The 14491-nt window shown below is 65.6% G+C and carries 12 protein-coding genes; 8 read left to right on the forward strand and 4 right to left on the reverse strand.

Annotation, left to right across the window (positions count from 1 at the left end; genetic code table 11):
- Nucleotides 1-5: 5 nt before the first annotated feature.
- Complete coding sequence (locus RZ1_RS27115) at nucleotides 6-410, reverse strand: MarR family winged helix-turn-helix transcriptional regulator (protein WP_169918142.1); 405 nt, start codon at nucleotides 408-410, stop codon at nucleotides 6-8.
- A gap of 208 nt (nucleotides 411-618) precedes the next feature.
- Here RZ1_RS27115 and RZ1_RS27120 point away from each other — a divergent pair, with 208 nt between their 5' ends.
- Complete coding sequence (locus tag RZ1_RS27120; protein WP_072815768.1) at nucleotides 619-1602, forward strand: NAD(P)H-quinone oxidoreductase; 984 nt, start codon at nucleotides 619-621, stop codon at nucleotides 1600-1602.
- A gap of 12 nt (nucleotides 1603-1614) precedes the next feature.
- Here the strand turns inward: RZ1_RS27120 and RZ1_RS27125 are convergent, their stop codons facing one another.
- Nucleotides 1615-2820 carry a cysteine desulfurase-like protein gene (locus RZ1_RS27125; RefSeq protein WP_072815770.1) on the reverse strand — a complete coding sequence of 402 codons (1206 nt, stop codon included), beginning with the start codon at nucleotides 2818-2820 and terminating at the stop codon, nucleotides 1615-1617.
- A 155-nt stretch (nucleotides 2821-2975) separates the two neighbouring features.
- On the opposite strand from RZ1_RS27125, the gene RZ1_RS27130 reads away from it, so the two are divergent.
- From RZ1_RS27130 to RZ1_RS27145, 4 genes are all read left to right on the forward strand, one after another.
- Nucleotides 2976-3545, forward strand: coding sequence for a bacterial proteasome activator family protein (locus tag RZ1_RS27130; RefSeq protein WP_072815771.1), 570 nt, complete (start codon nucleotides 2976-2978; stop codon nucleotides 3543-3545).
- A 78-nt stretch (nucleotides 3546-3623) separates the two neighbouring features.
- Complete coding sequence (wzt, locus tag RZ1_RS27135) at nucleotides 3624-4496, forward strand: galactan export ABC transporter ATP-binding subunit Wzt/RfbE (RefSeq protein ID WP_139282013.1); 873 nt, start codon at nucleotides 3624-3626, stop codon at nucleotides 4494-4496.
- Nucleotides 4489-5385, forward strand: a complete 897-nt coding sequence (gene glfT1, locus RZ1_RS27140; protein WP_072815796.1) for a galactofuranosyltransferase GlfT1 — start codon at nucleotides 4489-4491, stop codon at nucleotides 5383-5385. The genes wzt and glfT1 overlap by 8 nt, the downstream gene beginning before the upstream one ends.
- 168 nt (nucleotides 5386-5553) lie before the next feature.
- On the forward strand, nucleotides 5554-7335 hold the full coding sequence (locus tag RZ1_RS27145; RefSeq protein ID WP_072815775.1) for an AMP-dependent synthetase/ligase: 1782 nt from the start codon (nucleotides 5554-5556) through the stop codon (nucleotides 7333-7335).
- Nucleotides 7336-7400: 65 nt separating this feature from the next.
- On the opposite strand, the gene RZ1_RS27150 is transcribed toward RZ1_RS27145, so the two are convergent.
- Complete coding sequence (locus tag RZ1_RS27150; RefSeq protein WP_072815776.1) at nucleotides 7401-10841, reverse strand: DEAD/DEAH box helicase family protein; 3441 nt, start codon at nucleotides 10839-10841, stop codon at nucleotides 7401-7403.
- A 205-nt stretch (nucleotides 10842-11046) separates the two neighbouring features.
- Between RZ1_RS27150 and RZ1_RS27155 the strand changes: the two genes are divergently transcribed.
- The 3 genes from RZ1_RS27155 (at nucleotide 11047) to RZ1_RS27165 (ending at nucleotide 14113) form a co-directional block, all read left to right on the forward strand.
- Complete coding sequence (locus RZ1_RS27155; RefSeq protein ID WP_072815778.1) at nucleotides 11047-12342, forward strand: Fic family protein; 1296 nt, start codon at nucleotides 11047-11049, stop codon at nucleotides 12340-12342.
- Between the two features lie 118 nt (nucleotides 12343-12460).
- A complete protein-coding gene (locus tag RZ1_RS27160) occupies nucleotides 12461-13048 on the forward strand; it encodes an Rv1352/Rv1906c domain-containing protein (RefSeq protein ID WP_139282011.1) in 588 nt (195 codons plus the stop codon).
- Between the two features lie 36 nt (nucleotides 13049-13084).
- On the forward strand, nucleotides 13085-14113 hold the full coding sequence (locus RZ1_RS27165; protein WP_139282012.1) for an HNH endonuclease: 1029 nt from the start codon (nucleotides 13085-13087) through the stop codon (nucleotides 14111-14113).
- A gap of 20 nt (nucleotides 14114-14133) precedes the next feature.
- Here the strand turns inward: RZ1_RS27165 and RZ1_RS27170 are convergent.
- The coding region (locus tag RZ1_RS27170) for a DUF4357 domain-containing protein (RefSeq protein WP_169918140.1) at nucleotides 14134-14491 on the reverse strand (358 nt) is incomplete at its 5' end.

Genomic DNA, 14491 nt, shown 5'->3' on the forward strand with positions numbered 1-14491 from the left:
GGCGATCACCTGTCGCCGATGGCTGCCTCAACCTTGGCGAAGATCTGGGCCAGAGCCTTGATCTGGGACTTGCTCAGCAGGTCGATGAGGTTACGGCGGACGCTCGCGACATGGGTGGGCGCGGCCTCGCCGTGGCGTCGGCGCCCCTCGTCGGTGAGGATGGCCAGCACCCCGCGACCGTCCTCGACGCACGCGCTGCGCGACACCATTCCCTGATCCTCCATGCGGCGGATCTGGTGGGTGAGCCGGCTGCGGGACGAGAGCACACCGTCGGCGAGGTCGCTCATGCGCAACCGCCCGTCCGGGGATTCCGACAGCAGCACCAGGATCCGGTACTCGGCGAGGCTCAGCCCGTGGGCATCCTGCAGGTCACGATTGAGAACGTCCATGAGCCGATGGTTGCCGTCCATATACGTTCGCCAGGCATGCTGTTCGTCGGCGGTCAGCCAGTTCGGCTCGTCGTGTTCGGCGTCCACGCAGGGATTGTAGTCAGCCCTGACCGTTTCGCGACCGGCCGGTCTGTTTCCGGCATCGGAATCGGCCGCGCCACCGGCAACACCCACCCGTAGTACGGACTTGTGCGGCGCAGACGAACGACGACGCGATAGTTTCGAACACATGCACGCAATCGTTGTCACCGAACCCGGCGGACCCGACGTCCTGCGATGGGACGAGCAGCCCGATCCGGTCGCCGGCCCGGGTGAAGTCCTCCTCGATGTCGCTGCGACCGCCGTCAATCGTGCCGATCTGCTGCAGCGTCGCGGCCTGTACCCGCCGCCGCGCGGGGCCAGCAACATCCTCGGCCTCGAATGTTCCGGTGTGATCGCCGAACTCGGCGAAGGCGTGACGGACTGGAACATCGGCGACCGTGTCTGCGCGCTGCTGTCCGGCGGCGGCTACGCCGAACAGGTCGCGGTCCCGGCGTCGCAGCTGCTGCCGGTGCCCGAGGGCATGGACCTCGCGGTCGCCGCGTCCCTGCCCGAGGTCGCGTGCACGGTGTGGTCGAACGTGGTCATGGCCGCCGGGCTCGACCGCGGCGACGTGTTCCTCGTGCACGGCGGCGGTGGCGGCATCGGCACCCACGCCATCCAGGTCGCGAAGGCGCTCGGCGCGAAGGTCGCGACCACTGCGTCGGCGGGCAAACTCGACCGTTGCCGCGAACTGGGCGCCGACCTGGCGATCGACTACCGCACCCAGGATTTCGTCGAGGAGGTGCGCGCGACGTTCGGGGGCGCCGACGTCGTCCTCGACAACATGGGCGCGAAGTACCTGCCCCGCAACATCGACGTCCTCGCACCGGACGGGCGGCTCGTCGTGATCGGTATGCAGGGCGGATCGAAGGGCGAACTGAATCTCGGTCAGCTTCTCGCCAAGCGCGGGCACGTCCTGGCGACAGGTCTGCGCGGCCGACCCGACTCCGGGAAGTCCGGGAAGGCCGAGATCGTCGCCTCGGTCCGCGAGAACCTGTGGCCGTTGATCGCCGAGGGCAAGGTGCATGCCGTCGTGCACGCCGAACTGCCGATCACCGAGGCCGCCGCGGCCCACGAGATGCTCGACGCCCCCGACACCGTCGGCAAGGTGGTGCTCACGATCAACCGGTAATGCGGTCCGGTCTCACTCCGTCATCGCGCGCAACTCGCGGACCAGCTGGTCGATCTCGTAGCGCGTGGTGTACGGGGCGAGACCGATGCTCACGGCCCCGCCCTCCTCGCCGACGCCCAGCGAATCGAGCAGCCGGCTGGATCCGCGGCCGGTCGTCACGGTGGCGATGCGGCGGTCCGCGAGGTGCGCGGCGACCTTCTCCGCGGGCAGTCCGGGAATCGTGAAGCTCAGCGTCGGCACGCGGCTCTCGGCGCGACCGATCACCATGACGCCCGGAAGGTTGTCGAGTTGCCGGGTGAGCCGGTCGAACAGCCGGTCCTGATAGTCCTGCATCGAACTGATCGACGCGACAAGTCGCTCGCGGCGGGTACCGGTCGCTTCGTCGTCGAGGGATGCGAGGAAGTCGATGGAGGTGACGACCCCGGCGAGCAGCGCGTACTGGTGCCCGCCGACCTCGAGCCGCTCCGGTCCGCGTGCGTTCGGGTCGAGCGACATCGACGGGATCCGGTCCAGTTGCGAGGGATCTCGGAAGACCAGCGCACCGATCTGCGGTCCGCCCCACGCCGACGCGTTGACGGTGAGGATGTCCGCGCCCAGATCGTCCATGTCGATGTGCGCGTACGGGGCGGCACCGGCGGCGTCGACGACCATCAGGCCACCGACCTCGTGCACGCGATCGGCGACGACGCGCACGTCCGGGGCCGATCCGACGACCGACGACGCGGCGGTCAACGCGACGAGCCGGGTCGTCGACGTGATGAGCTCTTCGTACTGCCAACTGGGCAGATCGCAGGTTTCGATGTCCACCTCGGCCCAGCGGACCTGCGCACCGTAGCGGCTGGCGACGCGCAGCCAGGGCGCGATGTTCGCCTCGTCGTCGAGCCGCGACAGCACCATCCCCGTACCCAGACCGAGCCGTGAGCTCAGCGCCTCGGCGAGCCACCCCAGGAGCACCGACCGGTCGGAACCGAGCACCACCCCGGTGGGTTCGCCCCCGACGAGGTCGGCGATCGCCTCCCGCGCCGTCTGGAGCATCGCCGCGCTGCGGCGAGCGGACATGTGCCTGCCCGACGAGGACGCGGTGGAATTCCGGAACGCCGTCGACACCGTGCGGGAGACCGCGTCGGGAATCTGCATGCCGGCCTGCGGATCGAAATGGGTCCACCCGTCGCCGAGCGAGGGAATCAACCCCCGGATCCGGGCAACGTCGTAAGCCATGCGTGACACTCTAAATCCCGCTGTCAATGAAGTGGTGTCCGCGCCCCGAACGAGCACGACGAATGGAGCAGTGTCACCGCCCACGAACAGCGGTTGTTCCACACGCGATCCGGGGCGGGGCGACACCGGTCGCAACGACGAGACAAGATGGATGTATGACGCATCCGGAGAACGAGCCCGTCCTCGTGATCGGTCCCGACGGTCGGCCGGTCACGGTCCCCCGCCCCGGCACGAACGGCGACACAGCCGCGACGACCGAGGAGAGCGACGGCGAGTCCCTCGCCGACATGGTCGAACAGCCCGCGAAGGTCATGCGGATCGGCACCATGATCAAGCAGTTGCTCGAGGAGGTCCGGGCGGCTCCCCTCGACGATGCGAGCCGCACCCGGCTGAAGGAGATCCACCGATCCTCGATCAGCGAGCTCGAGCAGGGCCTCGCTCCCGAGCTGCGGGAGGAACTCGAACGCCTCGCGTTGCCGTTCGGGGAGGACGCGGTGCCGTCCGACGCGGAACTGCGCATCGCGCAGGCCCAGCTCGTCGGCTGGCTCGAAGGACTCTTCCACGGCATCCAGACCGCCTTGTTCGCGCAGCAGATGGCGGCGCGAGCGCAGCTCGAGCAGATGCGCCAGGGTGCGTTGCCGCCCGGGCTGGGCGGGCAGTTCCACAACCCCGACGACCGCCAGTCGCACAACCCCGGCGCGCCGGGCACCGGGCAGTACCTGTAGTCACATTCGGGGTCCGGGCCGGGCGTGCCCCGGAGCACGCCCGGTACCCTCGGAACCCGTGTCAGTCTCTGGAGCAGCATCGTGAGCCGGGTCAGCATCGAAACACGTAACGCGTGCGTGGACTTCCCGATCTTCGACGCCAAGACCCGCTCGCTGAAGAAGGCGTTCCTGGGCAAGGCGGGCGGAGCGATCGGCCGCAACGACTCCGACGTCGTCGTGGTCGAGGCGCTGCGCGACATCACGATGTCGCTGAAGGAAGGCGACCGTGTCGGGCTCGTCGGACACAACGGTGCCGGCAAGTCGACACTGCTGCGGTTGCTGTCCGGGATCTACGAGCCGACCCGCGGTGCCGCACGCGTCCGCGGTCGCGTCGCGCCGGTCTTCGATCTCGGGGTCGGCATGGACCCGGAGATCTCCGGGTACGAGAACATCCTGATCCGCGGCATGTTCCTGGGCATGACCCGCAAGCAGATGCTCGCGAAGGTCGACGACATCGCAGAGTTCACCGAACTCGGCGACTACCTGTCGATGCCGCTGCGCACCTACTCCACCGGCATGCGCGTGCGCGTCGCCCTCGGTGTCGTGACCAGCATCGACCCGGAGATCCTGCTGCTCGACGAAGGCATCGGCGCGGTCGACGCCGAGTTCATGAAGAAGGCCCGCGTGCGCCTGCAGGAACTCGTCGCGCGCTCCGGCATCCTCGTGTTCGCGAGCCACTCCAACGAATTCCTCGCGCAGCTGTGCGACCAGGCGATGTGGATCGACCACGGACGGATCCGTGAGCAGGGCGGCATCGAAGAGGTCGTGCGCGCCTACGAGGGCGACGACGCCGGCGATCACGTGCGCACGATCATCGCCGAACTCGAGCGCGAACGCGCGGAAGTGAACGGGACGGTAGCGAACGGGGCTGTTTCGAACGGCACGGCGGCGACGGGTGCCGGCGGTGCCTGACCGTCCTGAACTGATCGTCGGGGTCGTCGTCACCCACAAGCGCCGGGAGCTGCTCTCCGACTCCTTGAAGGTGCTGGCGTCGCAAACCCGGCCGCTCGACCACCTGGTCGTCGTCGACAACGCCGACGAGGACGACGTACGTGTGCTCGTCGAATCCGCCGACCTGCCGACCACCTACATCGGGTCCAAGCACAATCTCGGCGGTGCGGGCGGGTTCGCGCTCGGCATCCTGCACGCGCTCGCGCTCGGCGCTGACCGGGTGTGGCTCGCCGACGACGACGGCCGCCCGGACGGTCCCGAAGTCCTCGAAACCCTGCTGGCGTGCGCGCACCGGCACGGCCTGGCGGAGGTGTCGCCGGTGGTGTGCGACATCGCCGACCCCGACCGTCTCGCGTTTCCGTTGCGGCGCGGTGTCGTGTGGCGGCGCCGGCGCAGCGAACTCGGCGACGAGGACCTGCTGCCCGGCATCGCGTCGCTGTTCAACGGCGCCCTGTTCACCGCGGCCGCGATCGACGCCGTCGGCGTGCCGGATCTGCGGCTGTTCGTGCGCGGCGACGAGGTCGAGGTGCATCGACGGCTGGTGCGGTCGGGTCTGCCGTTCGGCACGTGCCTGCAAACCGCCTATCTGCATCCGGACGGCGCGGACGAGTTCAAACCGATCCTCGGCGGCCGCATGCACACGCAGTACCCCGACAACGACACAAAGCGCTTCTTCACCTACCGCAACCGCGGCTATCTGCTGTCGCAGCCGGGCATGCGCAAGCTGCTGCCGCAGGAGTGGCTGCGGTTCGGCTGGTACTTCCTGGTCAGCCGGCGCGACCCGGCCGGACTGCGCGAGTGGATGCGGCTGCGCAAGCTGGGCCGGCAGGAGCGGTTCGAGCGGCCCTGAACCGGTTCGGTGCCGAAGCGGGCGGAGGCCCTCCGGTGCCCGTCGCTTGATCGTCCGTCACGAGCCTCGCGGTCTGCGTCGCTTGTGGCGCAGTGACTCTCACCAATGCGATTACGTGCGTGTTCAGTCCGTTTTACGCTGTTCGCCACAATCTTCAGGGGAGCAGCGATGACAACCAGCACCACCGCACCAACCACTCTCTGCCAGGCGTTCCAGGCGACCGCCGCGAAGTATCCCGATCGGGTTGCCGTGCGCACCCCGGACGACTCCGTCAGCTACACGTGGCGCGCCTACGCCGACAAGGTCCGCAAACTCACCGCCGGCCTGGCCGGGCTCGGCGTGAAACCGGGCGACACCGTCGGCCTGATGCTGACGAACCGGCCCGAGTTCCATCTCGTCGACACCGCCGCCATGCACGCCGGGGCCGCGGCGTTCTCGATCTACAACTCCCTCACCGCCGAACAGATCACGTTCGTGCTCGGCAACGCCGGCAACAAGGTGATGATCTGCGAGGAGCAGTTCGTCCCGGTGCTGCAGCAAGCCATCCCCGGCACTGCCGTCGAGAAACTGATATGCGTCGACGCGCACCCCGAGGGGACCATGACCCTCGAGGAGCTCGAGGCCGCCGCCGACCCGTCGTTCGACTTCGACGCGACGTGGCAGGCGGTGCAGCCGTCGGACCTGCTGACGCTGATCTACACGTCCGGCACCACCGGACCGCCGAAGGGTGTCGAACTCACCCACTCCAACCTCCTCGCCGAGTTGGAGTCGACGAGCACGATCTTGGAGACCGGTCCCGACGACCGGATCGTGTCGTACCTGCCGGATGCCCACATCGCCAACCGGTGGGGTGCGCACTACTCGAGCATGTACACCGGGATGCAGATCACCACCCTCGACGACCTCAAGCAGGCCATCGCGGTGCTGCCGACCGTCCGGCCGACGTTGTTCGGAGCCGTACCGCAGGTCTGGTACAAGGTGAAAGCCGCGATCGACAAGACCCTCGCCGAGGAACCGAGCCCGATCAAGAAGAAGCTTGCGTTGTGGGCCATCGACGTCGGTCGCAGACGTGCGCGGTTGATGTCGGACGGCAAGCCGGTACCCAGGACGCTGGAGATCCAGCACGCGCTCGCCGACAAGCTCGTGCTCTCTGCGGTCCGGAAGAAACTCGGCCTCGACCAGGTACGAGCCGCCGTCACCGGCGCCGCCGCCATCTCCCCCGAGGTCCTCGAATTCGTCCTCGCCCTCGGCATCCCGTGCTCCGAGGTGTGGGGCATGTCCGAGACGTCGTGCGTGGTGACGATCAACCGGCCCGACGCCATCCGCATCGGCACCGTCGGGCAGGTCGTGCCCGGCGTGGAGATCAAGATCGCCGAAGACGGCGAACTCCTCGTCCGCGGGCCGCTGCTGATGAAGGGCTACCGGAACGACCCGGAGAAGACCGCCGACACCATCGATGCCGCCGGCTGGCTGCACACCGGCGACATCGCGGAGATCGACGACGACGGCTACGTGCGGCTGATCGACCGCAAGAAGGAGCTGATCGTCAACGCGTCGGGCAAGAACATGTCGCCCGCCAACATCGAGGGCGCCCTGCGTGCCGCGTGCCCGATGCTCGGCGGGGCCGCCGCGATCGGCAACGACCGTCCGTACAACGTCGCGCTGCTCGCGCTCGACCCGGATGCGCTCGCCGCATTCGCCGCCGAGCACGGCCTGACGGGAACCCACGAGGAACTCACGAAGGATCCCGCGGTCGTCGAGGCGGTCGACAAGGCCGTGCAGGCCGCCAACGCCAAGCTCTCCCGCGTGGAGCAGATCAAGAAGTACGCGCTGCTGCCGAACATCTGGGAGCCGTCCGGGGACGAACTGACCCCGACGATGAAGCTCAAGCGCAAGCCGATCGACGCGAAGTACACCGAGGAGATCGACAAGTTGTACGCGCAGGCCTGACGCTCAGGACATTCTGTGTGGATTTGTGTTCGCTCAGCGGGCACAAATCCACACAGAACGTCTCGTCACGCGGGCTGGGCCTCCGCGGAGTCGCTGACGGCCCGGATCCTGTCGACGAGCCGCATCGTGAGGTCCGGCGCGAATACCTGATCCGGTCCCTGCGGTGCGTAGTCGGTGAATGGCGGCTCGTACAGCAGCGCCGGATCCATCTCCCCGTGCTTGGTCAGGTGAGCGACGATCAAGCCGACGAAGTCGATCTGGCTCGCTGTGGCCGTCTTCCCGTCCAGGAACTCGGCGAAGACTTCTTGAACCGCCTTCTGGTCGAGTCCGACCAGCGACCGGATGAAGCGTCCGAGGCCGGCGGCATTCTCGACGGCCCGTTCGAGGTCTTCTGGTTCACCGGCGCCACTGCGGGCCAACAAGTCCTCGAGCGAATGCAGATCGGCTTCCGTGAGCGCTTTCCCGGAGCGGAGCTTCTGCAGCGCGAGGTTGTCGGGCTGGCGACGTAGGTAGTCGCGGACCTTCGCTTTGAACCGGTCGGTGTCCGTTCCCGAGCGCAGCTCCGGCATGTCGCGTTCGACGATCTCACCGAGGGTGTCCTGGAAGTCGGTGTAGACGATGGTGCGCTTCTTCTTCTCGAGAAGTCCTACCAGAGAACGGATTTCCTTGCGAGCGTGTTCGAGCATCGGGGGTGTCACGTCCTGCCACCATGCGTCCGACGCGACCTCCCGGAGCAGCAGTTCTTTCGCCGCGACCTTCGGGATGGAGAGTTGCTCGAGCAGTCCGTCCGCAACTTCCCGGATCGGTGTCTCGTATTTCGGCAGCGCGCCGTCGCCGTAGAGCACCGACAACTGTCCCCGCAGGACGACAAGGTCGAATCTCTTGGCCATTTCGTCGCTGTCGCGAACGGCTGTGGGCAGCTCCGCGAGGGCTTCGACCATCTCCGCCGCCTTCTGTTCACTGACGGAGTCCCACGCTGCCCGATCCGAGTACTTCTCGACCGCACGCCGTTTCGGACGCACGAGGAAGTTCTCGGGGTTCATGCCGAGCACCTCGCGGTGAAGCCTGTCGGCGGTTTCGGTCCGCAGTTCCGGGTAGCCGGCTGTCTTGTTCAGGGCGACAAGGAGGTCGGTTCGTGCTTCGAACAGGCGCGCCGAGAGCGGACGGGTAAGCGCACCTTCCGCGGCCGCGGGGTGCTGTTCGAAGAACTCGAAATTCGCGCACAGATCGAAGATGAAGAAGTCGCTCTTGTCCTGCCCCGGCCCGTACAGATCGGGGCACAGACGCGTGCCACGACCGACCATCTGCCAGAACTTCGACTTCGAGCGGACCGGCTTGAAGAACACGAGGTTGACCACTTCAGGGACGTCGATGCCGGTGTCGAGCATGTCGACGGAGATCGCGATGTGCGGTTCCTGGTCACGTTGCGAGAACTTGTCGATCAGGTCCTGCCCGTGCGAGACGGAGTGCGTGATGACTCGCGCGAAACTGCCCTTGTACTGGGGATAGTTGTAGTCGAACCGGTCGGCGATGAACTGCGCGTGCTTCTGGTTCTTCGCGAAGATGATGGTCTTGCCCAGACGGTCGCCGCCGGCAACCTTGTGGCCACGGGTCATCAGCACTTCGAGTGCCTTGTCGACGGTGTCGGTGTTGAACAGCCACTTGTTGACGGCTTCGGCGGCCACTGCGTCGGGCAGCTCGTCGTCGTCGGTGTCGTCACCCCAGTCGGTCGACTCCCACCGCTGACGTTCTTCTTCGGACAGTTCGCTGCGTTTGATTCCTTTCAACGGGAAGGCCAACGGGACGGTGACGGCGCGCGGCGGCACCAGGTACTCGTCGGCGATGGCGTCGTCGAGGTCGTAGTTGCCTGTGGGAACGCCGGTTTCGAGGTTGAACAGCTTGTAGGTGTTGTAGTCGACCTCGTCCTTGGGAGTCGCGGTGAGCCCGAGAAGCAGCGAGTCGAAGTACTCGAAGATACGGCGGTACTTTTGATACACCGACCGGTGCGCCTCGTCGATCACGACGAGGTCGAAGTGCCCCGGACCGAAACGGCGCTTGCCGTCCTCCATCTCGTTGATCAGGCCCATCATCGTGGGATAGGTCGCGACGTAGACGCGACCTTCGGTGTTCCTGTCAGTGAGCAGGTTGACCGGTGCGGAGTCGGGCAGGTGAGTCTTGAACGCGTTCGCAGCCTGCTTGACCAGGGCAACGCGGTCGGCGAGGAAGAGCACGCGCTTGGCCCAGTTGGCCCGCATGAGCATGTCGGCGAGCGCGATGACCGTGCGAGTCTTACCCGACCCCGTTGCCATGACCAACAGGGCGGCGCGCTCACGATCGGTCTCGAAGTGCTCGGTAACCCGACGCAACGCTTCTTCCTGATAGGGGCGACCGGCGATGTGCTTGGGAATCTCGATGGAGGCGAGCGGTTTACGGGTGCGCCGCCGCTGCATCTCGAGCGTCAGTTCGTCAAGGGTGTGGAACCCTTCGATTTCACGAGGCGGGTAGTGCAGGTCGTCCCAGATGTAGGTTTCGAAACCGTTGGTGTAGTAAATGATCGGCCGTTGACCGTATTGGGCTTCGAGTCTGTCGGCATACAGCTTGGCCTGTTGCTGACCCGCCACGGCGTCCTTGGAGGTGCGCTTGGCCTCGACGACGGCCAACGGCAATCCGTCCGCACTCCACAGCACGTAGTCGACGAAACCGTTCTTGCCGTCGGGCATGCCGGTGACGGGCACTTCCTTGCCCACCTTGTCGTCCGACCATCCGGTCTCGGCCAACAGCAGGTCGATGATGTCGCGGCGGGTCTGTGCTTCGTCGTAGTCGTGCGTGTCGGGCACGGCGCGGGCGGCCGCCTGTGCTTCGGCGACCTGCCGCTTGAGCTGCGCGACGAGCTCTTCGAGGTTCTTGGTGACGAGTTCCTTCGCCTCGATCTCCGCGTTGCGCCCTTCGAGCTGCTCGATGAGCAGACGTCGCTGTTCCTCGGCGTCCTCGAGCTGCTGATCCTTCTCGGCGAGCTGGTCTTCGAGTTTCTTGAGCTGGGCCAGCGACTTCACCACCACTGCCCCACCGCCGGGCTTGGGAAGTCGTGCGGGGTCGAACTGCGCGTTGGGCGCCGGTTTGCTGCTGGGCTGGGTCGCGTAGGTGCGAGCGAGCCACGACAGGATATGGAAGAGCTCGGCGAGCACTCGGTGGCCGACGTCCTGCGAGACCGGCTTCGCCTCGTGAACGGCCTTGTTGCCGTACTCCCGGATCAGGTTCATCTTCGGGAGCACCTGCGGAGGCACCGCTGTCTTGAAGACCGGATCATGGAGGCGGGCGGCAAGGTCGCTCTTGTAGGGCACCTGGATGTCTTCGACCCGGTAGAGCCACTTGACGACGAGTTCGACGGTGCGGCGCGCGTAGAAGCAGGTGGTGCGCGGGTCGAACAGGGCGTCGCGCTCGGCCTTCTTCGCCTCGGCGTGTAGCTGTGGCCACTCGGCCTGAAGGAAGTCGAAGTTCCCCGCCATGCCCTCTGTTCCTCCTCGCGCCGGGTCGTAGGTGTATCGACCCATCGTGCCTGTATCGGTGTCGAGCCGGGTGACGCTACACGAAGGCTGCGACAGCGCTCTGTGGAGCGTCGCCGTTCGTCAACCTTCAATCCACGACACCGCTGTTAAACTTTGATACATCAAACTTTGATGGTTCGCCTCACGATGTAGGGATAAATCCGCCATGGCCGACGTCCGCAAGCAATACTGGGAGCCCGACCTCACATCGGGCCTGGTGGCGCGCGATCGCCGCGGCGGTACCTACGAGACCTACCATCCGGACCTCCTCACCACTCGGGCGCTGGTACTGCCTCCTGAAGTAACTGCGCGAGCAGCGATTACAGAGCGGGAGATCCGCAGTCTCAGCACCGGGCCTGGCGCAGCCGGTCTGGCAGCTCTGTCTCGCCTGCTTCTGCGGTCCGAGGCAATCGCAAGTTCGATGATCGAAGGAATAGCGCCCTCGCCCCAGCAGGTCGCGCTGGCCGAACTGGCGCAGAGCGAAGAGGTGCGCGGATTCAGCGCACAAGCACGCCTCGTGGCAAACAACATCACCGTCCTTCGCCGTGCCTCGAACGAGCTCGTCTCTGCAGAAGCGGTAACAGTCGGCGACGTCGAATCGCTCCACGCGGCTCTTCTGCCCGACGAGCGACATCGCGGATTACGTCGAGTCCAGAACTGGATCGGCGGCTCGAACTGGCATCCGCTGGAAGCAGAGTTCGTTCCTCCAGCTCCCGATCTCGTTCCGAGCCTCATGGAAGATCTCGTCGCATACCTGAACGGCGGGCTTCACGGGCCACTGGTGCAGGCGGGCATGATCCACGCACAGTTCGAAACGATTCATCCCTTCACCGACGGTAACGGCCGGGTCGGTCGAGCACTGATCCACACCGTTCTCGCGCGACGCGGACTCTCACCCGATGCGGTGCTCCCGATCAGCCTGGTTCTGGCCACCCTCAGCGAGCGCTACGTCGACGGCCTCACCGCCTACCGATATCTCGGTGAACCCACGGCCGCCGAATCGATCGAGGGTGTGTCCACGTGGCTGAGCCTTTTCATCGAAGCGGCCCACATCGCCACGGAGCAGGCTCGGAGGCTGGCCGACGACGTGGCGGAACTTCAATCGGCGTGGGCAGATCGATTGACCACCTTCCGCTCCGGACGAGGGTTGCGCCCCGAACCTCGTGCAGGTTCCGCCACTGCACGGTTGCTGGATCGCCTCCCTGAGGCCCCAGTTCTGACGGCGAGAACGGTGGAGAGAATTCTCGAAGTCTCGTTTCCGGCGGCACGGGCTTCCCTGGAGGAACTCGCCGAAGCCGGCATCCTCTCCCGCAAGAGCGTCGAGCGCGGTACCACCGGGTACATCGCGCGGGAGATCCTCGACTTGGTGGGGCTGGCCGAGCGCCGACTCGCCAGCACACGTTTCGACACGCGAATCTCGCCACCTCACGGTCGCGCGCCTGCGGCTCCCCGCGGCAAGTAGAGAGCCGTCACGAACTTGTCGGAGGGTTGTGCAAATCTGTCCGGCTCTCGTACAGGCGAGTGCACTCCGTACGGAACACCACGTATCCGCGGAGTAACGACGTTGACAGGAAACCGTCTTGTCCAAGTACATCCCTCCCTCTGCCGACCTTGCCGCAACGACGACGGTGAGTCCCCGGAAGCGCCGACGTTGGCCGGCCTTTCTCGCTCTCGTCGCCGCACTGCTCGTTGGCGGCGGGATCGGCTTCGTTGTGGGTTCCGATCCGCTCGACAGTCGTTCAGCTGCGCTGGACCAGCGCGAGCAGGACGCCGATCAGCGCGACGAGGAGATCGCACAACGCGAACGAGATTTCGCAGAAGCGAAGGAGGCCTCGAACGCGGCGCTCGACAGTAGGCGGAAGACCCTCGACGAGAAGGGCGCCGATCTCTCACGACGCGAGCAGGAGTTGCTGCCGAAGGAGCGCGAGGCAGCGAAGAACGTCATCAACGGCGACGGCATCTACCTGGTAGGTATCGACATCAATCCCGGTACCTACCGGAACAGCGGCGGTTCACGCTGCTATTGGCAGCGTTCGAGCGGCACCAGCGGTGGATTCGGCGAGATCCTCGCGAACGGAAACGAGAGCGGACCTGCAGTGGTGACCATTCTGCCGAGCGATGTGGCGTTCACCAGCAAGCGTTGCGGCACATGGTCCTTGGTCAGCTGATCGAAGAGCGCGCACAACACGGAGGATCCAGACCCGATGACCAACCGAATCACACGACCCCGAGATGCAGTGATCAAGAGACTTTACGCATTGTCGATGAATCGCTGCGCGTTTCCTGGGTGCACCATCCAGATCGTCGAGACCACGACTGGGACAGTCGTATCCGAGGTGTGCCACATCAACGCCCACAACGCAGGGGGTCCGCGATACGACGCAGCTCAAACCGATGAAGAACGCCACGGCTTCGACAACCTGATCATCATGTGCAAAGTGCATCATGCGGTGATCGACGACAAGAACAACCTCGACGAGTTCACCACCGAGTATTTGCGCAGCGTGAAGAGTGACCACGAGAAAGCCGCCAAGACGGCGCCCCCGCCACCTGAACCGGACGGCCTCCTTGCCGCACTGCAATTAACGGCCACCTTGTACGAATCCGGTTCCACCCATATGGATTTCCGAAACGCAATCTTCAAGGTGGGCGGTGAAGGCGGGTACGCCGGTGGCGGTGGAGGCAACGGTGGCGAATTGACGATTGTGGGAATCGCCCGGCTACCTGAAGGAGTCGACGTCAGCCTTGACGGCGGCCACGGCAGGTGGCCGGGTGGAGGCGGCGGTGGAGGTGGAGTCCTTCGGTTCCAAGGCCGCCCGGCCGATACCGGTGACGTTACTTCCGGGTTGTCGGTTCGTGCCTTCTTTACTACAGATGCCGCGCGCGTTTCCGAAGGCCTCTTGTTCACCCTCGGGTCTGGGCCTTCCTACTTCGGGGTGGAGAGCTTGCCGGCGTCCTTCGTTACGGGATGGGTCGCCATGGTCGACTTCGGGTCCATCGCCGCGAACACCTTGCTCCAGCTGCGCATCGAGGCCGACTCCGAGGAAGGTGACGCGGAAGCCGATGGCACTCTCGACGCCGAGGTTCCAGATTGGGAAGACGCGATCGTCAGGCGGTCTCTGGTGGGGCGAGTGTCCTTGACCGTCAGCCGGCCTGGGATCGTAAATCTGCGGCTGACCTCCGGAGAGGTTTGCTTGGCGGAGTTCCCGATCGAAGTGCGGCTTCAATCCTGACCATCCGTTCGACGTGCCTGCTACTTCCGCTCCATTTCTCTACGAGCCTTGGCACGCAGAGCATCAAGGTTTCGTCCATCCGCAAGACGCCATACAAGCCAGCCGTTGTTGGAGGTTCCAGCCGCAGCATTGGCAGCACCGGTTGGCGAGTGGTAGCGAGTGTTCTGGAACCTCAACTCTCCGTCCGACTGGACAATCGCCTTGTGTGTCAATCCTTTTCGTGGCTGTGGAAAACGAAGTACCTGGCCCGTTTTCAGGAGCCCGAGGCGGAGGAGAAGTTGCATGTCTTCGTCGTACTGCGCTTTCTCTCCGGCAGTGGAAACGCCGGTCGTACGCTCCGGGACAGATGAGGAAGCACGACCAATCCGCTTCGGAGCC

The sequence above is a fragment of the Rhodococcus zopfii NBRC 100606 = JCM 9919 genome, assembly GCF_001895025.1.
GTDB lineage: Bacteria > Actinomycetota > Actinomycetes > Mycobacteriales > Mycobacteriaceae > Rhodococcus > Rhodococcus zopfii.

What these genes read in the sequence shown, in the direction of transcription:
- RZ1_RS27115 (WP_169918142.1), bottom strand. Translation starts at nt 410, where the DNA reads ATGGACGGCAACCATCGGCTCATGGACGTTCTCAATCGTGACCTGCAG.
- RZ1_RS27120 (WP_072815768.1), top strand. Translation starts at nt 619, where the DNA reads ATGCACGCAATCGTTGTCACCGAACCCGGCGGACCCGACGTCCTGCGA.
- RZ1_RS27125 (WP_072815770.1), bottom strand. Translation starts at nt 2,820, where the DNA reads ATGGCTTACGACGTTGCCCGGATCCGGGGGTTGATTCCCTCGCTCGGC.
- RZ1_RS27130 (WP_072815771.1), top strand. Translation starts at nt 2,976, where the DNA reads ATGACGCATCCGGAGAACGAGCCCGTCCTCGTGATCGGTCCCGACGGT.
- RZ1_RS27145 (WP_072815775.1), top strand. Translation starts at nt 5,554, where the DNA reads ATGACAACCAGCACCACCGCACCAACCACTCTCTGCCAGGCGTTCCAG.
- RZ1_RS27150 (WP_072815776.1), bottom strand. Translation starts at nt 10,841, where the DNA reads ATGGCGGGGAACTTCGACTTCCTTCAGGCCGAGTGGCCACAGCTACAC.
- RZ1_RS27155 (WP_072815778.1), top strand. Translation starts at nt 11,047, where the DNA reads ATGGCCGACGTCCGCAAGCAATACTGGGAGCCCGACCTCACATCGGGC.
- RZ1_RS27165 (WP_139282012.1), top strand. Translation starts at nt 13,085, where the DNA reads ATGACCAACCGAATCACACGACCCCGAGATGCAGTGATCAAGAGACTT.